Annotated in this window: 21 protein-coding genes, 1 tRNA gene and 1 pseudogene; 11 read left to right on the top strand and 12 right to left on the bottom strand. The window is 64.9% G+C overall.

The window, feature by feature from the left end; translation table 11 throughout:
* Positions 1–10 precede the first annotated feature (10 nt).
* The 3 genes from J0X27_RS11845 to J0X27_RS11835 form a co-directional block, all read right to left on the bottom strand.
* On the bottom strand, positions 11–1,012 hold the full coding sequence (locus tag J0X27_RS11845) for an arsenic resistance protein (RefSeq protein WP_207269395.1): 1,002 nt from the start codon (positions 1,010–1,012) through the stop codon (positions 11–13).
* Between the two features lie 432 nt (positions 1,013–1,444).
* Positions 1,445–1,518: transfer RNA gene (locus tag J0X27_RS11840), tRNA-Thr, on the bottom strand.
* Between the two features lie 153 nt (positions 1,519–1,671).
* Positions 1,672–2,664, bottom strand: coding sequence for a class I SAM-dependent methyltransferase (locus tag J0X27_RS11835; protein WP_207269394.1), 993 nt, complete (start codon positions 2,662–2,664; stop codon positions 1,672–1,674).
* Between the two features lie 182 nt (positions 2,665–2,846).
* On the opposite strand from J0X27_RS11835, the gene J0X27_RS11830 reads away from it, so the two are divergent.
* The 11 genes and pseudogenes from J0X27_RS11830 (at position 2,847) to J0X27_RS11785 (ending at position 12,737) form a co-directional block, all read left to right on the top strand.
* The gene (locus tag J0X27_RS11830) at positions 2,847–3,845 is read left to right on the top strand and encodes a sister chromatid cohesion protein PDS5 (RefSeq protein WP_207269393.1); all 999 of its coding nucleotides are present in this window, start codon (positions 2,847–2,849) and stop codon (positions 3,843–3,845) included.
* A 258-nt stretch (positions 3,846–4,103) separates the two neighbouring features.
* Positions 4,104–5,234, top strand: coding sequence for a FecCD family ABC transporter permease (locus J0X27_RS11825; protein WP_207269392.1), 1,131 nt, complete (start codon positions 4,104–4,106; stop codon positions 5,232–5,234).
* Between the two features lie 329 nt (positions 5,235–5,563).
* Complete coding sequence (locus J0X27_RS11820) at positions 5,564–6,754, top strand: ABC transporter substrate-binding protein (RefSeq protein ID WP_224214583.1); 1,191 nt, start codon at positions 5,564–5,566, stop codon at positions 6,752–6,754.
* The gene (locus tag J0X27_RS11815; RefSeq protein WP_207269391.1) at positions 6,751–7,917 is read left to right on the top strand and encodes an ABC transporter substrate-binding protein; all 1,167 of its coding nucleotides are present in this window, start codon (positions 6,751–6,753) and stop codon (positions 7,915–7,917) included. The genes J0X27_RS11820 and J0X27_RS11815 overlap by 4 nt, the downstream gene beginning before the upstream one ends.
* Positions 7,918–8,091, top strand: a complete 174-nt coding sequence (locus J0X27_RS11810) for a hypothetical protein (protein ID WP_207269390.1) — start codon at positions 7,918–7,920, stop codon at positions 8,089–8,091.
* A gap of 188 nt (positions 8,092–8,279) precedes the next feature.
* Positions 8,280–9,413 carry an ABC transporter substrate-binding protein gene (locus J0X27_RS11805; protein WP_207269389.1) on the top strand — a complete coding sequence of 378 codons (1,134 nt, stop codon included), beginning with the start codon at positions 8,280–8,282 and terminating at the stop codon, positions 9,411–9,413.
* Complete coding sequence (locus J0X27_RS11800; protein WP_207269388.1) at positions 9,410–10,315, top strand: FAD-dependent oxidoreductase; 906 nt, start codon at positions 9,410–9,412, stop codon at positions 10,313–10,315. Before J0X27_RS11805 ends, J0X27_RS11800 begins: the two co-directional genes overlap by 4 nt.
* Before the next feature lie 73 nt (positions 10,316–10,388).
* The gene (locus J0X27_RS11795) at positions 10,389–10,862 is read left to right on the top strand and encodes a Rieske (2Fe-2S) protein (protein ID WP_207269387.1); all 474 of its coding nucleotides are present in this window, start codon (positions 10,389–10,391) and stop codon (positions 10,860–10,862) included.
* A gap of 16 nt (positions 10,863–10,878) precedes the next feature.
* Positions 10,879–11,010: pseudogene (locus tag J0X27_RS17930) on the top strand (RidA family protein); the annotation flags it as partial.
* 73 nt (positions 11,011–11,083) lie between these two features.
* Positions 11,084–11,857, top strand: a complete 774-nt coding sequence (gene dph5 / locus J0X27_RS11790) for a diphthine synthase (RefSeq protein ID WP_207269381.1) — start codon at positions 11,084–11,086, stop codon at positions 11,855–11,857.
* 43 nt (positions 11,858–11,900) lie between these two features.
* Positions 11,901–12,737: a hypothetical protein gene (locus J0X27_RS11785; protein ID WP_207269379.1), complete on the top strand. Its 837-nt coding sequence runs from the start codon at positions 11,901–11,903 to the stop codon at positions 12,735–12,737.
* Positions 12,738–12,771: 34 nt separating this feature from the next.
* On the opposite strand, the gene J0X27_RS11780 is transcribed toward J0X27_RS11785, so the two are convergent.
* From J0X27_RS11780 to ilvN, 9 genes are all read right to left on the bottom strand, one after another.
* Positions 12,772–13,857: an alpha/beta fold hydrolase gene (locus J0X27_RS11780; RefSeq protein ID WP_207269377.1), complete on the bottom strand. Its 1,086-nt coding sequence runs from the start codon at positions 13,855–13,857 to the stop codon at positions 12,772–12,774.
* An 80-nt stretch (positions 13,858–13,937) separates the two neighbouring features.
* On the bottom strand, positions 13,938–14,171 hold the full coding sequence (locus J0X27_RS11775; RefSeq protein WP_425491907.1) for a hypothetical protein: 234 nt from the start codon (positions 14,169–14,171) through the stop codon (positions 13,938–13,940).
* A gap of 136 nt (positions 14,172–14,307) precedes the next feature.
* A complete protein-coding gene (locus J0X27_RS11770; RefSeq protein ID WP_207269376.1) occupies positions 14,308–15,291 on the bottom strand; it encodes an isocitrate/isopropylmalate dehydrogenase family protein in 984 nt (327 codons plus the stop codon).
* Between the two features lie 65 nt (positions 15,292–15,356).
* Positions 15,357–16,271: a DMT family transporter gene (locus J0X27_RS11765; protein WP_207269374.1), complete on the bottom strand. Its 915-nt coding sequence runs from the start codon at positions 16,269–16,271 to the stop codon at positions 15,357–15,359.
* A gap of 236 nt (positions 16,272–16,507) precedes the next feature.
* On the bottom strand, positions 16,508–17,143 hold the full coding sequence (gene leuD / locus J0X27_RS11760; RefSeq protein WP_207269372.1) for a 3-isopropylmalate dehydratase small subunit: 636 nt from the start codon (positions 17,141–17,143) through the stop codon (positions 16,508–16,510).
* Positions 17,140–18,561 (bottom strand): 3-isopropylmalate dehydratase large subunit, encoded by a 1,422-nt coding sequence (gene leuC / locus J0X27_RS11755; RefSeq protein ID WP_207269371.1) that lies wholly within the window; start codon positions 18,559–18,561, stop codon positions 17,140–17,142. The genes leuD and leuC overlap by 4 nt, the downstream gene beginning before the upstream one ends.
* On the bottom strand, positions 18,558–18,851 hold the full coding sequence (locus J0X27_RS11750) for a DUF7989 family protein (RefSeq protein WP_207269370.1): 294 nt from the start codon (positions 18,849–18,851) through the stop codon (positions 18,558–18,560). Before J0X27_RS11750 ends, leuC begins: the two co-directional genes overlap by 4 nt.
* A gap of 18 nt (positions 18,852–18,869) precedes the next feature.
* On the bottom strand, positions 18,870–19,919 hold the full coding sequence (gene ilvC, locus J0X27_RS11745; RefSeq protein ID WP_207269369.1) for a ketol-acid reductoisomerase: 1,050 nt from the start codon (positions 19,917–19,919) through the stop codon (positions 18,870–18,872).
* The gene (gene ilvN / locus J0X27_RS11740; protein ID WP_207269368.1) at positions 19,912–20,574 is read right to left on the bottom strand and encodes an acetolactate synthase small subunit; all 663 of its coding nucleotides are present in this window, start codon (positions 20,572–20,574) and stop codon (positions 19,912–19,914) included. The genes ilvC and ilvN overlap by 8 nt, the downstream gene beginning before the upstream one ends.
* Positions 20,575–20,576: the final 2 nt, after the last annotated feature.

Below are 20,576 nucleotides of genomic sequence, written 5' to 3'. Positions count from 1 at the left end.
CAGCGAACCATCACTCGTCTCGGCGGAGAGTCGGCGCTGGGAGCCCCGCAGGGGCATCGGGGACGAGCCAGGCGGGCACGACTCGAGTGAGAACGACCATCCCGATCAGTTCGACCAGCGTCTGCGTGACGACGACCGCCGGTGCCAGTTCGTAGCCCGCCGGCAACGCGAGCGCCAGTGGCAGGACGACCAGCGAGTTCCGCGTCGTCGCCGTGAACACGAGCGCGCGCGCCTCGCCGACGTCCAGCCCACCCAGCCCCGCCGCCAACCGACCGACCAGCGGCATGACGACGAGGAAGGCGACGTAGACGGGAACGACGGCCGCGATCTGTCCGATAGAATCCCACACGCGAGGAAGTTGGGACGCGATGACCACCAGCAGCGTGGCGGCCATCATCGGGACGGGCACCCACCCGATCGTCGCCTGCCACCGCTCGCCCGTCTCCGAGCGGTTCGCCCAGAGCTCGGTGAGCCACGCGAGCGTCAGCGGCACGCCGATGAGGACGAAAAACGCCTCGAGGAACGGTCCCGCTTCGACGATGTCGGCCATCCGACGCCCCACGAACAGCCAGAGATACACCGGAAGCAAGAGCAACTGCACGACGAGCAAGACCGGCGTCGCGGCAGTGACTTGCTCGGCGTCGCCGCCCGCGAGGTCGCTAAAGGGGATAACGTAGTCGATACACGGCGTCAGCAACACCAGCAACGCGCCGACCAGGAGGATCGGCTCCTGGGGGAGCACTCGAGTGAGGCCGTAGACTACGACCGGGACGACGAGGAAGTTCAGCCCGAGCGCCAGGGCCATGAACCGACCGTTCGTGAAGGCACGACGAAATCGGACGAACGGCACCTCGAGGAAGGTCGCATACAGGAGAACGGCCAGGACGGGAGTGATGAGTCGCTCGAACAGGGCGGCCGACGCGGGGAGGCCGAGCCCGAACCCGCCGGCGAGCAAAACGGCGACCGCGTAGATGGCGACCTGCCGCCGCTGGAGCCACTCCTTCGAAAGCATCGGCCAGACGTTCGGGAACGAGACGGATACCGTCGTTGCTCTCGAGCGAGCCGCCGCGTCGTCGTTCTCGAGTGAGCCGCCGCATCGATCGGTTCGGCTCGCATCGTCGACCCACACCCTGCCGGTTCGATATCGCGGCTATTGGTTTATTCCAGTGGGTGCGAAGAACCGGGTTGCAGACGAACGGGGACCCGTAGATCGGGACTCCCAGTGGGAACGACTCGTCCCCACGAGATCGGATCCGTGATCGACTCGAGCGACGTGAAACCGGAACTGCGCGTCGCTCGAGCGCCGGTATCGGTGGATGCAGACTGCGAAAACGGAAGTCAATGGGGAAGCCAGTAGGGGGGACCCACGGTCGCAGCGAAGCTGCTCCCTGGTTCAAATCACCCTGACGGAGTTGCTGCTCGCGAATTTGCTCGCAGTAAAACAAGCCGGTGGAGGGATTTGAACCCTCGACCTAATCCTTACGAAGGATTCGCTCTGCCAGTCTGAGCTACACCGGCACACTCGCTTCGGTCGCGTCCCGTGCATCGGCGACGTCCGTCGCCCCACACCGGCGCGCATTCATTCGTACGCTCGATATCGTCCATAAGGGTTGCGAATCGATCCGGTCGTGTGAGTGAGTTGCGCGACTCGAGAACCGAGCCCACGCTCGGTTAGCGCTCGAGTCGGACGTCCAGACAGACGTTCAGCTCGTGGGGCGCGTACGATCGGACGGTGTGGCGGGTCTCGACCGTCACCTCGTAGTCGGGCTCGGCGGCTGCGCGGATCGCACGCTCGCCCGGTCCGAAGGGGTCGTCCTCGTGTTGGATGTCGTAGTAGTGGAGGGTACAGTCCTCGCTGGCCAGACTCACGGCCGACTCGAGGAACTCGTCGGCGCTGTGTGGGAGGTTCATCACGATCCGGTCGGCCCAGCCCTCGTACTCGGCGGCGACGTCGCGAACGTCGTCGTTGATCGCGGTTACCCGATCCTCGACGCCGTTCCGGCGGGCGTTCTCGCGGAGGTAGTCGATCGCGTCCGTATTGATATCGACGCCGACGCACTCCGCGCCGCGTTTCGCGAACGGGATCACGAAGGGGCCGACGCCGGCGAACATGTCGAACGCGTGCTCGCCTGTAGTCACCTGTTCGGTCACCCGATGGCGTTCGGTCGCGAGTCGCGGCGAAAAGTACACCGCCGCGAGGTCCAGCAGGAACTCACAGCCGTACTCCCGGTGGACGACCTCGGTGTTTTCGCCCGCGAGCAACTCCCAGTCCCGAACTCGGGTCTCGCCTTTGACCTTCGAGGCCTTGTTCAGCACCGTCTCGACGGGGAGATCCGACTCGAGGATCGCATCCGCGATCGCACGCGCACGGTCGGCGTCGTCCTCGTCGATGAGGGCAGCCCGTCCGAGGCGCTCGTAGGAGGGGGTTGCCTCGAGGAGATCCGCGGGCATGGTCTGCTGGTCGCGGGCCGGCACCGTCCGCGAAACGACCTCGACAGCGTCGTCGAGCGTCGCCCGAGCAGCGTCGGGATCGACGACTGGAACGTAGAGCCAGCCGTCCTCGACGTCGATCTCGTACTCGTCGTCGATCAGATCCGCGTCGGCGAGCGTCGAACGCGTCGCTTCCCCGGCTTCGGGAGCGACGCGAACGCACGGAACGTCCATACCCGAACTGACCGGTGAGTCGCCGTAACGCTGACGTTTGGCCGACACGGTGGGAGCACGACCTCAGCATAAACTAATTGTTGCGATATCAAATCAGGACGCGGCCACCGGCAACCAGTTTCGGACGACCATCGACGGGGACGTTTATTGCGAAGCGGGCAGTTACCGGTAGGCGGCCACAGATGGACGATTCGACACAGCCGTCGTCGCTCGAGCGACTCGAGGCCTCCCTCACCGACACGCCCACCGAGGCCGTGACGTGGCTCGAAGGGGTCGAACGAGACGACGCCGAGACGCGGAAAACGGCGCTTCGAGCGCTCCGAGAGGTCGCCGAAACGCAGCCGACCGCACTCGAGCCCGTACTCGCGCCGCTTTCGGCGTTCCTTACCGACGAGGAGCGATCGATCCGGTTGAGGACTGCGAAACTGTTCGTCACCCTCGCCGAGGCCGACCCGGACGCCGTCTCGTCGGTCGTCTCGCCGCTCGCTGACCGGTTGGCTGACGCCGACGAGTTCTACTACGTACGCGCACGGTCGGCAGAGGCGCTGGGCTACGCCGCACTGGCCCGTCCCGAAGACGTCGCCTCACCCGCGGTGCTGGCGGACCTGCGAATCGGGCTCTCGTTCGACGAACCCGAGGTACGGGAGAAACTGGCGAAAGCGCTCGAGTACGTAGCGCTGGGCGACCAGGACCGACTCAGCGATCACGTCGGGGAACTGACCGAGCATCTCACCGACTCGAACGAACTCGTGCGCTATCACCTCTGTACCGCACTCGTCGCGGTCGGCTGTGGGGATCCGAACGCGCTGTCCGAGCGCGTCGACGCCCTGGTCGATCGTCTGGACGACGAGAACCCGTACGTGCGGGGACGGGCGGTCGAAGCCCTCGGCTTGCTGGCTCGGTCGGGGACGGACGTCTCGATACCGGACGTGCGGTCGGCCGCGGAGGACGATGCCGAGCAGTTCCTCCTCGAGCGGATTCGCTTCGCGACCGACGGGAGCGACGACGGATCGGGAGCGACCGCGCCCGAAGGAATCGGGACGGTCGAGTCGATCCGCGAACGAACCGACGAAATCGTCCACGAGATCACCGCTCCCGACGGTGACGAGTGTCCCCATTGTGGCTGTGCCCTTCCCGAACCGGGACCGCCGATGTGTCCGCGATGCGGTGGGCCCCGCTGAGAGTGGTAGCGTATTAGGCCGACCTAAAATCGGAACGGTTTTATTGTTTAGGTTGGCCTAAAAGAATACGATGAACGAACTCGGGGACATCGGCACACCGACTGGTCGACACCACCGAAAATACGACACGCCGGTCATCGGCGGCGTGTCGCTCTCGAGGTGGTCGGAGTTCCCAAGAGACGACGATGGGGCGGCAAACAGACGGCGAGACCGAGTCTCGCACACGATCCTAGTCGAACCGCTCGATGAGGGTCCGCGATGAGCGGGGAACGCTCGCGCATCGAGACGGATCGGACCGCGACAGCGACGCGAAACGAGACACGGGTCGGCTGGCTCTTCGATCCGGCACTCCTCACGGTGGTCCTCGGTAGCCTCGCTATCGTCGTCGCCGGCGGATTGATCCAAGTGAGCTTCGGCGCTTACTCGATGACGTTCCTCGAGGCGTGGCGTGCGGTATTCAACCCGGATGTCGTGTTCAATCCGCAGGCCTGGGACGCCTTCTTGCTGGGAGAGGCGATGCCAGAGATGAGCCAGGAAAGTCTCATCGTCTGGAACATTCGGCTTCCGCGGGTCTTGGTTGGGGCCCTCGTCGGAATGAACCTCGGCGTCTCCGGGGCGATTTTCCAGGCCGTAACTCGGAACGAACTCGCGAGTCCGTTCATTCTCGGCGTCTCCTCCGGTGCGGGATTGATGATCCTGCTGACGCTCGTCGTGTTCGGGAGTTTGACGGCGTTTCTCCCGCTGATCGCCGCTCTCGGTGGTGCCGGTGCCTTTCTCATCGTCTACGTGATCGCCTGGAAGAACGGAACGTCCCCGGTTCGGCTGGTCCTCGCGGGGGTCATCGTCGGGACGGTCTTCGGCTCGCTCCAGACGGCGCTGTTTTTCTTCGCGGACGATATCGGCATCGTCCAGTCGGCCATCGCGTGGACCACGGGTTCGCTCACCGGGACGGACTGGGAACAGGTTCGGCTCGTGCTTCCGTGGACGGTCGTGGTCGTCTTGCTCTCCATCGCGGGATCGCGCCAGATGAACGTCCTCCTCCTTGGCGAACGGACGGCGAAATCGCTGGGAATGTCGATCGAGAAAGTCCGGTTCGCGCTGTCCGGCGTCGCGGTCCTCGCGGCAGCGGCGAGCATCGCGGTCGCTGGTATCGTCGGCTTCGTCGGCCTCATCGTTCCGCACATGGTCCGAAACCTCGTCGGGAGCGACTCGAAGAAGTTGATCGTCGGCTCTCTGTTCGTCGGTCCGGCACTGATGGTCGGTGCCGACGTGGGCGCGCGACTCGCGCTGAGTCCCACCCAGATCCCCGTCGGCATCGTCACCGGCCTCCTCGGTGGTCCGTACTTCCTCTATCTGATGCGAAAACAGGAAAACATGGGTGAAATCTGAACGTGGACAGCTGTCGGGCGAGCAGCACCACCGGATCGCGCTGGCTCAGGTGTCCCTCGAACCCTTCCGACCGGCCGACGCCGGTGCTTGCCCAGCGCATGTGAACTGTCAGAAATATCGATGCGATCGGTTCGCTGGCAGACGGACGGATCGTCGAGCGAAACACCACGAGGAGGTGCTCGCGGCGCAGGGCCCGTCTGCCACACTGTAGAGCGCACAGCTGTCGAGATCATCGACCCGTACTCTCGTGAAGTGGTCGATGGCGAGCCAATATTTTAGGCCATCCTAAATCAGAGGGTTTATTATTTTTTAGGTGGGCCTAAAACGTAATGGGAGGCGAAACGAGACGCGGGCCACCGACGCGCAGAGATGCACTGAAATACGGCATGACGCTCACAACCGGTGTCACCCTCTCGGGATGTTCGGATCTGGCCGGTCAGGGAAAAGGAGACGAGACCACGGGACCGTCCAGCGGCGGTTCGTATTCGGTCACAATGGCCCCGATGGGAGCCGTCGAGTTCGACTCACCGCCAGTGAGCATATTCACGCGACTGACCCACCTGGCGGGGATGGCGTTCGCCCTCGGACGCGGGGACGACGTGAACGCGATGCACGCGCCCGAGTACTACGATCGATTGTGGGCCCAATTCACCGACCGACTACCCGGTGTCACGGTGGACTGGAGGGGGTTGTACTCGTCCTGGGAGCCGGACAAGGAGACGCTCTACCAACTCGACAGCGATATTCACCTCACCGACCCGGCGAGCGTGGACGCCCTCGATAGCTGGGATGGGGAAGACATCGAGGAGGTACGAGAGCGCATCTCTCCGTGGTTCGGTAACAAATTCAGCGACAGACGCGACCAGCCGCCAGCCGACTGGATCGACCGCTACCAGTATTACACCCTTTGGGAGATCTTCGAGAAGGTCGCAACAGTATTCCGAGAGGAGTCGCGGTACGAGGCGCTCTCGACGATCCACACGAACCTGCTGGAGACGATCGAAGAAAACCTCCCCCCGGAACGCGACCGTCCGACTGCGGTGCTGGCTGGGTTCAGCGACGTCGAGAACCCGTACGTCTACACTGTTGATACGCCCGGCTTCCTGACCGCACACGTCCGTCCGCTCGCGCCGACCGATGCTTTCGGTGACGAGGTTTCCTCCGGTGACGCAGTCGACATGGAGATGCTGCTCGAGGCGGATCCGGACGTCATCTTCGTACTGGGCGGAATGCACCCAGAAACGGAGATGCCCGGGATCCGAGAAGGGTTACGGACCCACGCCGTCGGACAGCACCTCTCCGCGGTCGAAGCCGATGGAATCTACGCCCAGGGGGCGCGGTATCAGGGACCGATCCTGAACCTGTTCCAACTCGAGATGACGGCCAAACAGCTCTATCCCGAGCACTTCGGCGAGTGGCCGACCTACACCGAGGGCCCGTATCCCGAGATTCCCGCGGACGAACAGTTGTTCGACCGACAAGCGGTTGCCGATATCATCACTGGAGACAGCAACGCATGAACGACGAAACCAATAGCACGACCGTGGTACCGACGCGCAGAGACGCACTAAAATACGGCGGGACGCTCGTGGCCGGCGTTTCCCTCGCAGGCTGTTCGGACCTCGTTGGCCAGAGCGAACAGACCGAACCATCCAAGAACGGCTCGCACTCGGTGACGATGGAGCCGATGGGCGAGGTGACGTTCGAATCCGTCCCGACGAGATGGGTTCCGTACGGCGGGGATTACGCCGATATGGGCGTTGCACTGGGGCAGGCAGACGGAATGACCGGCATCGGTCAGGCCAGTGAGTACTATACCGACGTCTATGACGAACTCCCGGGAGTGAGCGTCGATCGCGAGCGGATCGCGACGAACGACTTGGTCGAGGCGGAGATGGACAAAGAACTGTTCTACGAGATGGACAACGACGTCCACGTCATCGACACTGGAATGCTACGCAACTGGTTCGATTGGGACCAATCCGATATCGAGGAGCTCAGCGAAGCCGTCGGCCCGTTCGTCGGGAACATGATTTTCAGACAGTCCGACAGCTGGCACGAGTACCGGTACTACACGCTGTACCAGGCGTTCGAAAAGATGGCGGCACTGTTTCAGGAGAAAGAGCGGTTCGAGGCCCTCAAACGACTCCACGACGAGCTTATCGCCGACGTTCAGTCGCGAATTCCGCCCGCGGACGAACGCCCGAACGTCCTCCTGACGTACGAAGGAACGGACGAACCGGAAACGTTCTCGCCCTACCGACTCAATGATACGGGAACGAGCAAAAAGCAGTGGAACGACCTCGGCGTTGCGGACGCGCTCACCGGGACCGGCATCGAGAATCTCAGCACCGAGAACCGCAGCGAACTCGATTACGAGACCCTCCTCGAGATCGATCCCGACGTCCTCCTCGTTCGCGGGCACGAACACAAGTCAGCGTCGGCGTTCCGCGAAACGGTCCTCGAGTACATGCGAGACCACCCCATCGCCAGTGAACTGACAGCCGTCAGGAACGGCCGTGTCTACCGGGGCGGCTATCTCCGTCAGGGACCGATCCACAATCTCTTCCTGACCGAACGCGGGGCGCAACAACTCTACCCGGACACGTTCGGCGACGTCACCAGTAAGAACGACCTGTTCGACCGCCAGCGGGTCGCAGATATCATCACGGGGGCACGGTGAATGCGCGCTCGAGAGTGGGTGATCGCAGGAGCCTTCCGTGAGCCGGAAGAGTACGACATTCCCACCCTGCCGGCGTGGCACGTCCGTCGCAGTGACTGTGGCAGGCTGGTGTTCGCCGACGAGGACGGAGAGCCGTTCATCGCCGCCGACCGCCCGGTGAGGGTCAGACGATAGCTCTGATCGATGTGGGACGACACGACCCAGACGACAGACGAGAGCCGAGGAGAGTCGTCTCGAGCCGGTACGCGTTCGGACTCACAGGTCGGCCCGGATGGAAAGAGCGGCAACCGTTCCGCCTCCGTGAGGCCACACGGCGGTTCGAGTACCAACAGGACGGACATCGGTAATGGAGAGAGCGATCTATGAAAGAGACCGACGACACGACTGCGGGACCGACGCGCAGAGATGCACTGGAATACGGCGGCACCGTACTCGGCGGCGGACTGCTCGCCGGCTGTACGGGTAACCCGGGAACGGAATCACCCGAGGACACGGACGGATCGTACTCGGTGACGATGGACCCCGTGGGCACCGTCGAGTTCGACGAGGTTCCCGAAACGTGGTTCCCCTACACGGGCGATTACGCGGACATGGGCGTCGCACTCGGCCAGGGCGATGGACTGGCAGCCGTCGGCGTCCACGCTCGGTTCGCATCGCACGTCTACGACGAGCTACCGGGCGTCTCCGTCGACGAGAACGACCTCGTCGAACTCTATCGGGACGGCACCGGCAAAGAGGTCTTCTACGAACTCGAGGCCGACGTCCACCTCATCGACCCGAACTTCATCGTGAACCGCCTCCAGTGGAGTCGGGCCGACGTCGACGAGATCCGAGAGACCGTCGCGCCGTTCGTCGGCAACACGATCTTCTCTCGCGTCTACGACTGGCACGACTACACGGCGTACACGATGTACGAGGCGTTCGAAACGGTCGCGGACGTGTTCCAGGAGCAGGCACGGTACGAGGCGTTCAACGAGTATCACGACGACGTGCTCGCGGACGTTCGAGCGCGGATTCCGGACGAAACGCCCGACATCGCCGTTCTCTACCCGGCCGAGGTGCCGCCGGAATCGTTCTACCCGTACCTGATCGGCTCCGGGACGCAGTCCAAACACTGGAACGACCTGAACGTCGGAGACAGTCTGGCTCGGAACGGCATCGCGGACGCGCAGGCTGGCGGGGGCATCATCGACTACGAAACGCTGTTGGAGATCGATCCGGACGCCATCGCGATCAGGATGCAAGGCGAGATCACGCAGGCGTACTTCGAGGACGAGATCGTCTCACACCTCCGGAACCACGAGGTCGCGAGCGAGCTGCGGGCGGTCCAAAACGACCGCGTCATCTACGGCGGCCTGACCTACCAGGGGCCGATCATCCACCTCTTCCAGCTCGAGCGAGCGGCTCGTGACCTCTACCCCGAGGAGTTCGGAGACGAACGGCTGTTCGACCGCCAGCGGGTCGCAGATATCGTCACCGGAGCGTTCGAGCGATGACGTCGCCGGAGATGAACCACGCGGCGGCGTTCGATCACGACGTCGTCGTGGTCGGCGGTGGTCCCGCAGGCTGTGCAGCCGGCGTCTTCACCGCCCGATACGGTCTGGACACGGTCGTCTTCGACCGCGGGCGCTCCTCGATACAGCGCTGTGCCTACCTCGAGAACTACCTCGGCTTCCCGGCGGGGATCGACATCGAGACGCTGTATGGACTGATACACGATCACGCCGGGCAAGCGGGGTGTGAGATCGTGACCGACCTCGTCGAGTCACTCGAGCGCAGCGAGGATCACCAGGGGTTTCGCGTTCGTACGCAGGAGGGTGATCGGGTCACCGCTCGTCGGGTGATCGCGGCAACGCGCTACGACGGCGAGTACATGCGCGGGCTCGACGACGAGACGGCGATGTTCGAGACGTTCGAGTACGACGGCGAAGAACGCGAGCACTTCGACAAGAGCTACGCCGAGCGCGACGGGACCACGCCTGTCGACGGGCTCTTCGTCGCATCACCGTACGGAGAAACCGGCTACCAGGCGAGTATGGCGGCCGGACGCGGCACGCGAGTGGGGATCACCGTCGTCGAGGCCGTCCGACGAGCGCGGGGCTACCCCGACCCGATAGCCAACTACTACGATTGGATGCGTCGCAGGGTGGAACTCGACGACGAACGCGGCGACCGCGAGCAGTTGGGCGAACGCTTCGACGAGCGATTGCCCGACGATCACGACCTCGAGGCGGCGCGACTCGCCGAGCTCCGCGAGCGGGAAATCGACCGCAGGCTCGGGACGTATCTCTCCGCGGACGAGATCGAGCGCCGGACCGAGCGCGGGCAGAAACGACTGCTCGAGCACGTCGACGACGACCTGATCCGCCAGGCGGCACGGGAGATGGAGGGCGAGTGAGCGACCGGAGCCAGGTCGTCGTTGTGTGTCGCCGGGATCGTTTTCTATTGGACGCCCATACCGTTCGCCCGAGATGAGCGACTGGACGCGACTCACGACCGTCGAGACGGTCTACGAGAATCGATCGTGGCTGTTTACGGTTCGGGATCAGTACGGCGAACCCGACGAAGCGATCCTCGTCCCCTGCGAGGACGGTGTCGAGCACGGTTCCACGAACAGTCGGCCCGGGGCCGACGACGGCGTCGAAGCGTGGATCAATCGTTGTACCCACGAAGCCCAGCGGTTCGATACGGGACGTGGGGTCGCGATGCGCGACGGCCAACTCATCTGTCCGAAACACGGCTCGATGTTCGACGCCTGCTCGGGCTACTGTGACAACGGTGAAGCTGCCGATACGACCTTGCCGTCCGTCGATATCAGCGTCGATGACGGCGTCGTCTACCTGACCGACGACGACCTGACGTTCGCCCACGCGGGCGGGATCGACGACGGGGACGACGAGAACGACGACGACGGCCCCGCATCGACGTCGCACATCGGCTTCTGATCCGAAGCGACCGCCCATCGAGGACTGGGAAGCGGTCGGCGAGTTCTTCGCCGACGTTCGGCCAGCGTGTAGCATGGTCGAGGGACAGCGGTCGATCGATCCCGAGCACCTGGTCGAGATCGAGGCAGTCGCGACCGTGGACGACTAACGAGCGAGTCCGAACGCCGGGGGCCGTGAGTCGTCTCGAAAGGGTATTCCGAGTGCTGGCAGTACGACCGCCTATGCTCACCTTCATCGGCCTCGGTCTCTACGACGAGCGCTCGATCACCGTCGAGGGACGGGAGGCGCTTCGGGCGGCCGACCGCGTCTACGCAGAGTTCTACACCAGCGAACTGATTGGAACGACAATCGACGACCTCGAGTCCTATCACGACGCCGAGATCGAGGTTCGGGACCGCGCGGGCGTCGAGCAACACCCGGAGGAGATGCTCGAGGCGGCCGAGAGCGAGGACGTCGCGTTTCTGACGGCGGGCGACACGATGATCTCGACGACTCACGTCGACCTCCGCCTGCGGGCCCACGACCGCGGGATCGAGACGCGAGTGATCCACGGGGTCACCGCCCAGACGGCCACCAGCGCGCTGACCGGCCTACAGAACTACCGCTTCGGAAAAGCGACGACGCTGCCGTTTCCCTACGCCCACGGGGCCGATGGGCTCCCCGCGAGCGTAACGGAGACGATCGACGACAACCGGGCCGACGGGCTGCACACGGTCGTCTATCTGGATATCAAGGTAGAACGAGAGGAGTACATGACCGCCGACACGGGTGCGACACTGCTCGCCGAGGAGTATCCCGACCTCGTGGGCGTCGTCGTCGCCCGCGCGGGCAGTCCCGAGCCGCTCGTCGAAGCGGGGACGATGTCCGAACTCGCTGGTCGAGAGTTTGGCGATCCGCTGCATCTGCTCGTCGTGCCGGGCGAGTGTCACCTGCTCGAGGCCGACGCCCTCGTCGAACTGGCAGGAGCCGACCGGGACGCCCTCGAGATCGCCTGATCGACGCCGGCAGATTTACGGTCGGGGCGGGAAAGGGTGGCCCATGAGCGGTCGGGAGGTCACGGACGATTCGGCCCGTGGGGACGGGTCGACGGCGGCCAGCGAGCGGAGCGACTTCGACCGGGAGACGTTCGAGTTGGCCCACGAAGAGCTTCGGTCGACGTTCGACTCCCAGGTAACCCGGGTGCAGGAAATAGACGAGAAGGCCATCGAAATTCTGAAAGCGAACCTCCTGTTGATCGGGCTGGTCGTCACGGGTGGGTCGATCGTCGTCCAGACCGACCTCGACATCGGCCCCTTCATCAACCTCTTTTCGATCACCAGTGCGCTCCTCCTGCTGGCGTCGACGGGACTCGCCGGCGTGACGTACACGGCGTCGAACCTCAGAGGGGGTATCGACGGCGATGCGGTCGAGGTCGCCCTCGCGACGGCTCGCGGCGACCCCACAGCCGACGCGGACCGGTTCGAGGTGCGACTGCTTCGCAGCTACGGCCGGTGGATCGAGTACAACGCCCGGGTGACGGCCGTCAACGACATGTTCGCGACGATCACCGTCCTCATGGTGATCGCCGCGTTCGTCTACGTCGTCGCCGGGATCGCGGTCGGCGCGCTCGATCCGTCGACGATCGTCTCGGCGGTGACCTTCCTCGCACTCACGGCCGTCCTCCTGTGGCTCGGTGCCTTCGCGTACTACATGGACCACCTCGGCGCGAGCGACGAGCGCTGGGAGGGCACGTTCGACGGCGTCAGAATCTCGAAAGGGGTGACCCGAAAACGCGGGCTGTCGACGCTGCGATCGATGCGCAGCGAGGGGGCGACCGACGAAGCGGAAGAAGAACGGGACGGCGACGCGGCCCCGGCACGAAACGCGCGGTCGTAAGTCCCACTGAACGCGGCGGCCACACCGCGTCCCCTCAGCCGCCCAGCACGGACTCGAGCCGGTCGCGGAAGTCCCCCGGAACCTCGAGATGCGGTGTATGCCCCGTATTGCCGAAGACGACTTCCTCGAACTCGCCGCCGCGATCGGCGTAGATCTCGAGGACGGCACGGGTCTGGTCGACCATCGGTTGGGGCGGGAAGACGTCCTCGCCGGGCCACTCCGGGAGTTGCCCCATCCGACCGAGCGTCCCGAGATCGAACAGGGAGGCGTTCGAGACGATCTGGTCGGAATCGCCGCGGATCCACAGGACGGGCGGTTTCTCGTCGGGATCGATCTCGGTGATCCCCTCGAGGTCGCAGTACTTCGGCGAGATGGCGTTGTTCACTCCGGTTTCGCCCGGCGCGATGCCGGGCCAGTTGTCGCTCGGTTTCGAGGTGCCCGGATAGTTCCCGTCGCCGGTGGCCGTATCGAGCATTCCGGTCAGGTACGACTCCTCGCGGTCGGCGTCGAACTCGTGGGTCGGGTCGACGTAGTACGTTCGCAACACCTTTCGCGGCGAGGTCTGGCCCTCCTCGCTCCGATCGCGGGTCGCCAGCCCCGCCACGAACCCGTCGTTGCCGATCCCCCCGCCGGAGCCGGCGTAGTCGTCGAAGCAGGGCGTTCCCTCCGTATCGTTCGTGCCGCCGAAGCCGTACGGCGAGATCGGGTTGACGAGAACGAGGTCGGCGACGGCTCCGGGATGATCGATCGCGTACCGCATCGCGACCCCGCCGCCGTTCGACCAGCCGACGAGAACGAACGGTTTCGGGAGGGCGAGTTCGTCGACGAGCGCTCGAAAGTCCCCCGCGAAGTCGCCGAGCCCGTTCGTCGCATCGACCGGTTTCGTTTCCGAATCGCCGTACCCGCGAAGATCAGATGCGATCGCACGGTGATGAGCCGGGAGATCGGCCAGTACGTCCTCGAAGAACCGCGAGGACGAGACGTTTCCGTGGAGGAAAACGATAGTTCGGTCCTCCCCGTCGGCTCGACCGTTGCCCCCCGACTCGAGGACGTGTGTCTCGAGTCGATCAGTGTCGACGGTTCGCGAGTCGACCCCAGCGAGGGTGTCGTCTCGAGTCATGGCCGCGGGTACTACGGCCCCCCTGATAACTCTCGGGCCGAGACTCGGTCGCTGAGCCGTTCGGTCGGACCGACGTTCGGTCAATCGTCCGCAGTGACGCCGTCCCCGGCCCGCCGTCCGGAGCGGGAGCGGAGCGTCCCGCCGAGGAGGGCGGCGATCACGGCGCAGGCGGCGACGACGCCGAGAAACGCCGCCGTCGTCGAGAACGCCTCGAGCCAACTGACGACGAAGATCGGAATGACCAGCTCGTAGGTGTGGAACACGGCGTGGCCGAGCATGGCAAATGCCGTCACGGCCCTGTCGTTGCGATCCATGGTCAGTGCAGTTCACTCACACGGCCATCCTGTCTCCCGAAAATGCGTGCGGAAACGACGCTCGCACGCGTCGTCGCGTCTACTGCCGAACGGAACGACGTAAAGACGCTCGTCTTCGTATCGACTGCTGTCCGGTCTATGAGAGTCGGTCGATGATCGCTTCGGTCACGTCGTCCGTCGAGGCGTCGCCGCCCAGATCCGCCGTGCGTGGCCCCTCCTCGAGCGTGGCCTCGACGGCGTCGTTGACGGCCTCGCTTTCCGCCTCGTAGCCCAGATACTCGAGCAACATGGCGGTCGAGAGGATCATCGCGGCGGGGTTCGCGATCCCCTCACCCGCGATGTCGGGCGCGGTGCCGTGGACGGGTTCGAACACGGCGCGCTCGGGACCGATGTTCGCCGAGGGGAGCAGGCCCAGCCCGCCCACGAGTCCGGCCGCGAGATCCGAGAGCACGTCGCCCGCGAGGTTGGGACAGACGACGACGTCGAACTGTTCGGGGTCGAGACAGACCCGCGTCGCGAAGGCGTCCATCAACACTTCGTTCGTCTCGACGCCCTGCTCCTCGGCGACGTCGCGAACCGTATCACGGAAGAGACCGTCCGTCTCCCGCATGACGTTGGCCTTGTGGACGATCGAGAAACCGTCGTGTTCGTCGCCGGCGACGTAGTCGCAGGCGAATTCAGCGAGTCGCTTCGAGGCCGACTCCGTGACGACGCGCGTCAGCGTCGAGACGTCCTGTGTCAGTCGATCCTCGAGCCCCGAGTAGACGCCTTCGGTGTTCTCCCGGAGGAAGACCAGGTCCGTCTCGGGTCGCACGGCGTCGACTCCCGGATACGCCTTCGCGGGGCGGATATTGACGAACGAATCGACCGCCGTTCGAAGCGGCAGGATGACGTCGGCGGCAGTCTCACCGACCGCGCCGAACAGGGTCGCGTCGGCCGACGCCGCCAGATCGTAGGTCTCCTGGGGCAGCGCCTCGCCCGTCTCCGCGAGGACCGCGTCGCCGGCCTCGGCCTCGACGAACTCGAAGTCGATCGGGAACGACTCGAGGACCTCGACGGCGGCGGGTGTTACTTCCTGTCCGATTCCGTCGCCCGGAATAACGGCGATTTCGTGAGTCATGCCCAAACATCGATGTGGGGGCGAAAAGAGGGTATCGATACCGTCATGCGAACGCAGGTGATGGGTTACGGACTGCCGACGCCGGTCGCGGTCCCCACCGCGTCGGCGATCGAGCGCCGTTTGAGCAGTGCGAACCCGACGACGACCAGCCCGAAGCCAGCGATCGTCATCGCCCCGACCGTCTCGTCGAGCAAGACGACGCCAGCGATCGTCGCGACGATCGGGACCAGATAGCCGATCAGCGCCGCCTCGAACGCGCCGTGTTCCTCGAGGACCCTGAAGTAGATCAGAAAGGCGATCGCGGTCGCGAAGACCCCGAGATAGATCACTGCGCCGACCGCGGTCGGGACGAGGACGTCCGGTGACGGGAACTCACCAGCCCCGAAGCTGACCGTGTGCAGGACGATCCCGCCGACGAACATCGACCAGCCGACGAGCGACGCCCGCTCGATGGTCGGGCCGGCGCGCTGAATCAGGACGCCGCCGAGTGCGACGCTACAGACCTGGCCGACGACGAGCAGTCGGCCGGCGGCGTCCCCCCCGAGGAGATTACTCGGATCCGGCTGGACGACGAGGCCGACGCCGAAGAAGCCGATCGCCGCGCCGACGGCACCGAGCGGGGAGAGTCGTTCGCCCAGCAGGACGATCGCCCACAGCGCAGTGACGATCGGGACCAGCCCCTGAATGATCGCTGCGATCCCGCTCGGGACGGTCTGCTGGCCGATGAACAGGAGTCCGTTGCCGCCGATCAGGAACACGCCACCGCCCACGACCGCGACCAGGTCGTTTCGTCGGGTGGGCACCCAGTCGTCGACCCGGAGCGCGGCGTAGGTCAACAGTATCACCGCCGCGATGTCGTACCGAACGGCTGCGAACAGCAACGGCGGAAGGGACTCGAGGCCGACGGAGATGGCCGGAAACGAAAAGCCCCACAACACGGCGAGCACCAAGAAAAGCGACACGTCGAGGGAACGAGACATACAAAACGATATCGGGGCAATCGCCGAAATACCTCGCGGTTTCGGTGGCCCGCTGCCGCGACCACAAGAGGGGGGAGTGACGCCAGCAGGCGACGGCTTCAGTCCACGGCGGAGTCGATCGTACCGACGCGACGGTACCGGAGGCTCGGCTCCGGAGAACGAGGACGAAGAGAGGGCAACTCACTCCAATCGCAGTTGGATCGATTTTCGAAAAAACGGGACGGACGATCGCTACGTTACTCGGCGTCGGGAATCGCCGCGTCGTCGACGTAGGGCAACTCTCGAGCCGTCTCTCGGACTGCGCCGGCGTTGGACTTCATCAGCGCCGTCGTGTCCCAGACGCCGTCGACGAGGGCCTTGCGCTGGGCGTCGTCGACGGTGACGTCGATGGTCCGATCGCCGTAGGTCACTGTTTCGGCCTCGACGTCGATCTCGAGGTCGCCGTCGGGGTTCGCGTCGACCCACTCCTGGAGGTCCTCGATCGTCTCGCTGTCGGCGGTCACGGTCGGAATCCCGAGGGCCAGACAGTTGCCCGCGAAGATTTCGGCGAAGCTCTCGCCGATGATCGCGTCGATCCCCCAGCGCATCAGCGCCTGGGGCGCGTGCTCGCGCGAGGAGCCACACCCGAAGTTCGAGTTGACGACCATCACCGAGGAGTCCTGAAACCGGTCCTCGTTGAACGGGTGCTCTTTCTGGTCGTCGTCGTCGTCGAACCGCAGGTCGAAGAACGCGAACTCGCCCAGTCCGTCGAAGGTGACGACCTTCATGAACCGCGCGGGGATGATCTGGTCGGTGTCGATGTCGTTGCCCCGGATCGGGACGCCCGAACCGGAAACGTAGTTGACCTCCGGAATCTCGACTTCATCCGTCATGCGAGGTTCACCTCCTTCAGATCGCGCACGTCGGAGACTTCGCCGGTAATCGCCGCCGCGGCGACCATCCGCGGGTTCATCAGGACGGTTCGCCCGTCCTTCGATCCCTGGCGGCCGACGAAGTTCCGGTTCGAGGAGGAGGCACAAGCCTCGTCGCCCTCGAGTTGGTCCTCGTTCATCCCCAGACACATCGAACAGCCGGCGTTGCGCCACTCGAAGCCGGCCTCCTCGAAGGTGTCCTTGAGCCCTTCCTCCTCGGCAGCGCGCTGGACGCGCTGGCTGCCGGGGACGACCATCGCGCGGACGTCGTCGGCGACCTCCCGTCCCTCGACGATCCGGGCGGCGCGTCGCAGGTCAGGCAGGCGGGCGTTCGTACAGGAGCCAAGGAAGGCGACGTCGATATTGTAGCCCTCCATCGTCTCGCCGGGTTCGACGCGCATGTGTTCCTGCGCACGCCGGGCGGTGTCTTGCTTCTCCGCGGGGAGCGACTCCGGCTCCGGAATCGGATCGGAGATGCCGACTCCCTGCCCGGGCGTGGTCCCCCAGGTGACGACCGGCTCGAGTTCGTTCGCGTCGATGTGAACGACGTCGTCGTACTCGGCGTCGTCGTCGGAGCGGATGGACTCCCAGTAGGGCTCGAGTTCGTCGAACTTCTCGGGATTGTCCTGGAAGTAGTCCGTCTCTTTCAGCCACTCGTAGGTGGTCTCGTCGGGGTTGACGTAGCCCGCGCGAGCGCCGCCCTCGATGGACATGTTACAGATCGACATCCGTCCTTCCATCCCCAGCGACTCGATGGCTTCGCCGGCGTACTCGTAGACGTAGCCGACGCCGCCCTCGGTGCCCAGGCGACGGATGATCTCGAGGATCACGTCCTTGGCCTCGACGCCGTCGCCGAGTTCGCCGTCGACCTGGATCTTGCGGACCTTCTGTTTCTCCATGGCGACGGTGCCCGTCGCGAGCACGTCGCGGATCTGGGAGGTCCCGATGCCGAAGGCGAGCGCGCCGAAGGCACCGTGCGTCGAGGTGTGGCTGTCGCCACAGACGATGGTCTTGCCGGGTTGGGTGATCCCCTGCTCCGGTCCGATGACGTGGACGATCCCCTGATCGCCCGTCGTCGGATCCGAGAACTCGATGCCGGCCTCGCGGACGTTTTCCTCGAGTTCGGCCATCATCTCCTCGGCCGCGTCCTCCTCGTAGGGCCGGGACTGGTCAGCCGTTGGGACGATGTGGTCGACCGTCGCGTGGGTCAGTTCCGGATAGGCGACCTCGAGGTCGCGCTCGCGGAGCATGCCGAAGGCCTGCGGGCTGGTCACCTCGTGGATGAGGTGGAGCCCGACGAACAGCTGGTCCTGTCCGGTCGGCAGGCGGGTTACTTTGTGTCGATCCCACACCTTGTCATACAGTGTATCCTCGCTCATTCGTCGTCCTCTACGGAGTCACCGTGCTCGACGCCGCGTTCGAAGACGCGGTTCGCGTCGTCGGCACTGTTGGGCGGCGTGTGGTCGACGTCGCGCATTTTCGTTTGTCGCTCCGTCCGTTCGTCGGCCCCGTCAGCCTCGTCGGGCTCCGCTGTAGCCGAGTCCGGCTCGCCGCCGTCCGCTGCGACGGTCGGCCCGCGGCTGAACAGCTGGCCAGCCGTTCGTCCCGTGTAGGGATTCGTGTGGCTGACGTCGGCCATCGTCTCTGTCGTGTCGTCGGTTTCGTTCATCGTCGTTCGGGTCCGTAGTTAGTCGTCCGCCTGCACCGTGGCGGACTCGTCTTCGCTCTCCGCTGTCTCGGCCCAGGCGAACAGATCGCGCAGTCGTTCGCCGACCTGCTCGATCTCGTGGTTCTTCTCGGCCTCCCGAAGCTGGTTGTAGCTCGGACGACCGGCCTGGTTCTCGAGGATCCACTCGCGCGTGAACTCGCCGTTCTGGACCTCCTCGAGGACCTCTTCCATGTTCTCGCGGACGGTCTCGTCGACGATGCGGTCGCCACGGCTCAGGCCGCCGTATTCGGCGGTGTCGGAGACGGAGTCCCACATCTCGGCGTGGCCACCCTCGTACATCAGGTCGACGATCAGCTTGAGTTCGTTGAGACACTCGAAGTAGGCGATCTCCGGCGAGTAGCCGGCGTCGACGAGCGTCTCGAAGCCGTGTTTGACCAGCGAGGTGACGCCGCCACAGAGGACGGCCTGCTCGCCGAAGATGTCGGATTCGACCTCCTCCTGGAACGTCGTCTCGATGACGCCGGCACGGGTACAGCCGATTCCCTTCGCGTACGCCAGCGCGCGGTCGGCCGCGTCGCCGGTCGTATCCTGGTAGACCGCGAACAGACCGGGCGTCCCCTCGCCGTTGACGTAGTTACGGCGGACGAGGTGGCCCGGGCTCTTGGGAGCGATCATCGTCACGTCGACGTCTTCGGGCGGCTCGATCTGGTTGTAGTGGATGTTCAGCCCGTGAGCGAACTGGAGCGTGTCGCCTGCCTCGAGGTTCGGCTCGATGGCGTTCTCGTAGACGTCCGGCTGGACCGTATCGGGAATGAGCACGGAGACGTAGGAGGCCTGTGCGGCCGCGTCGGCGGGCGTCGTAACCGTGAGACCGTCGGCTTCGGCGGTATCGCGCGAGGACGATCCCTCGTGGAGGCCGACGACCACGTCGACGCCGCTGTCGTCGAGGCTCAGCGCGTGGGCGTGTCCCTGGCTCCCGTAGCCGAGCACGGCCACGGTCTCGTTGTCAAGCGTCGATACGTCTGCGTCGTCGTCGTAATAAATCTCGGTGGTGAATTCGTCAGTCATCGTTAGCAGTGTGTGTGTATTGGTCTTCGTAGTTCGCCTCGTCGGCGGGCTGTGCCGTCGAACTGGCTGCGGTCCGATCGGTACCGCGGGCCAGTGCCGTCGTCCCCGTTCGGGAGATCTCCCGAACGCCGAACTGGCTGAAGGTATCGATCGCGGCCTCGATCTTCTGGCGCGCGCCGGTCACTTCGATCGTCGCGGTCTCCGGACTCGAGTCGACGGTCTTTCCGCCGTACATCTCCGCGACGGCAGCGACCTGATCCGGCCGGCTGGCGTCGACCTTGATCAACGCCAGCTCCCGGCGCATCGCGTCGGGCTCGAGTTCGCGCACGGAGATCACCGGCACGAGTTTGCGGAGCTGTTTCTCGATCTGGTCGATGCCAGGATCGGGCTCCTCGACGACGATCGTGATCCGCGCGTGATCCTCGTCTTCCGTGGGGCCGACGGTCAGGCTCTCGATGTTGAACTGCCGTCTCGAGAACAGCCCCGAGACGTCGGAGAGCACGCCCGGTTCGTGCGTGACCAGCGCGGAGATGACGGTGCGGCGAGGCTCGTGAGTCGCTTCGACCTCGGGATCGATACGAATGCCTTGCTTGTTGCGTCGCCCGGCTGGCGTCGGTCGGTCCGCCGGCGGCGGGCCTTCGAGTCCTTTCTTCATGC

Source organism: Natrinema longum (assembly GCF_017352095.1).
GTDB classification, from domain to species: Archaea; Halobacteriota; Halobacteria; order Halobacteriales; family Natrialbaceae; genus Natrinema; species Natrinema longum.
The sequence above is the reverse complement of the archived record's forward strand: the minus strand, read 5'-3'. Positions and strand labels throughout refer to the sequence as shown.

Bases quoted from the DNA above. Each gene is read 5' to 3' on its own strand.
- J0X27_RS11795 (WP_207269387.1), top strand. From the start codon at position 10,389: ATGAGCGACTGGACGCGACTCACGACCGTCGAGACGGTCTACGAGAAT.
- ilvC (WP_207269369.1), bottom strand. From the start codon at position 19,919: ATGACTGACGAATTCACCACCGAGATTTATTACGACGACGACGCAGAC.
- J0X27_RS11765 (WP_207269374.1), bottom strand. From the start codon at position 16,271: ATGTCTCGTTCCCTCGACGTGTCGCTTTTCTTGGTGCTCGCCGTGTTG.
- J0X27_RS11775 (WP_425491907.1), bottom strand. From the start codon at position 14,171: ATGGATCGCAACGACAGGGCCGTGACGGCATTTGCCATGCTCGGCCAC.
- J0X27_RS11845 (WP_207269395.1), bottom strand. From the start codon at position 1,012: ATGCTTTCGAAGGAGTGGCTCCAGCGGCGGCAGGTCGCCATCTACGCG.
- J0X27_RS11785 (WP_207269379.1), top strand. From the start codon at position 11,901: ATGAGCGGTCGGGAGGTCACGGACGATTCGGCCCGTGGGGACGGGTCG.
- J0X27_RS11810 (WP_207269390.1), top strand. From the start codon at position 7,918: ATGCGCGCTCGAGAGTGGGTGATCGCAGGAGCCTTCCGTGAGCCGGAA.
- J0X27_RS11820 (WP_224214583.1), top strand. From the start codon at position 5,564: ATGGGAGGCGAAACGAGACGCGGGCCACCGACGCGCAGAGATGCACTG.
- J0X27_RS11780 (WP_207269377.1), bottom strand. From the start codon at position 13,857: ATGACTCGAGACGACACCCTCGCTGGGGTCGACTCGCGAACCGTCGAC.
- J0X27_RS11750 (WP_207269370.1), bottom strand. From the start codon at position 18,851: ATGAACGAAACCGACGACACGACAGAGACGATGGCCGACGTCAGCCAC.
- J0X27_RS11815 (WP_207269391.1), top strand. From the start codon at position 6,751: ATGAACGACGAAACCAATAGCACGACCGTGGTACCGACGCGCAGAGAC.
- ilvN (WP_207269368.1), bottom strand. From the start codon at position 20,574: ATGAAGAAAGGACTCGAAGGCCCGCCGCCGGCGGACCGACCGACGCCA.
- J0X27_RS11825 (WP_207269392.1), top strand. From the start codon at position 4,104: ATGAGCGGGGAACGCTCGCGCATCGAGACGGATCGGACCGCGACAGCG.
- leuC (WP_207269371.1), bottom strand. From the start codon at position 18,561: ATGAGCGAGGATACACTGTATGACAAGGTGTGGGATCGACACAAAGTA.
- dph5 (WP_207269381.1), top strand. From the start codon at position 11,084: ATGCTCACCTTCATCGGCCTCGGTCTCTACGACGAGCGCTCGATCACC.
- J0X27_RS11800 (WP_207269388.1), top strand. From the start codon at position 9,410: ATGACGTCGCCGGAGATGAACCACGCGGCGGCGTTCGATCACGACGTC.
- J0X27_RS11770 (WP_207269376.1), bottom strand. From the start codon at position 15,291: ATGACTCACGAAATCGCCGTTATTCCGGGCGACGGAATCGGACAGGAA.
- leuD (WP_207269372.1), bottom strand. From the start codon at position 17,143: ATGACGGATGAAGTCGAGATTCCGGAGGTCAACTACGTTTCCGGTTCG.
- J0X27_RS11835 (WP_207269394.1), bottom strand. From the start codon at position 2,664: ATGGACGTTCCGTGCGTTCGCGTCGCTCCCGAAGCCGGGGAAGCGACG.
- J0X27_RS11830 (WP_207269393.1), top strand. From the start codon at position 2,847: ATGGACGATTCGACACAGCCGTCGTCGCTCGAGCGACTCGAGGCCTCC.
- J0X27_RS11805 (WP_207269389.1), top strand. From the start codon at position 8,280: ATGAAAGAGACCGACGACACGACTGCGGGACCGACGCGCAGAGATGCA.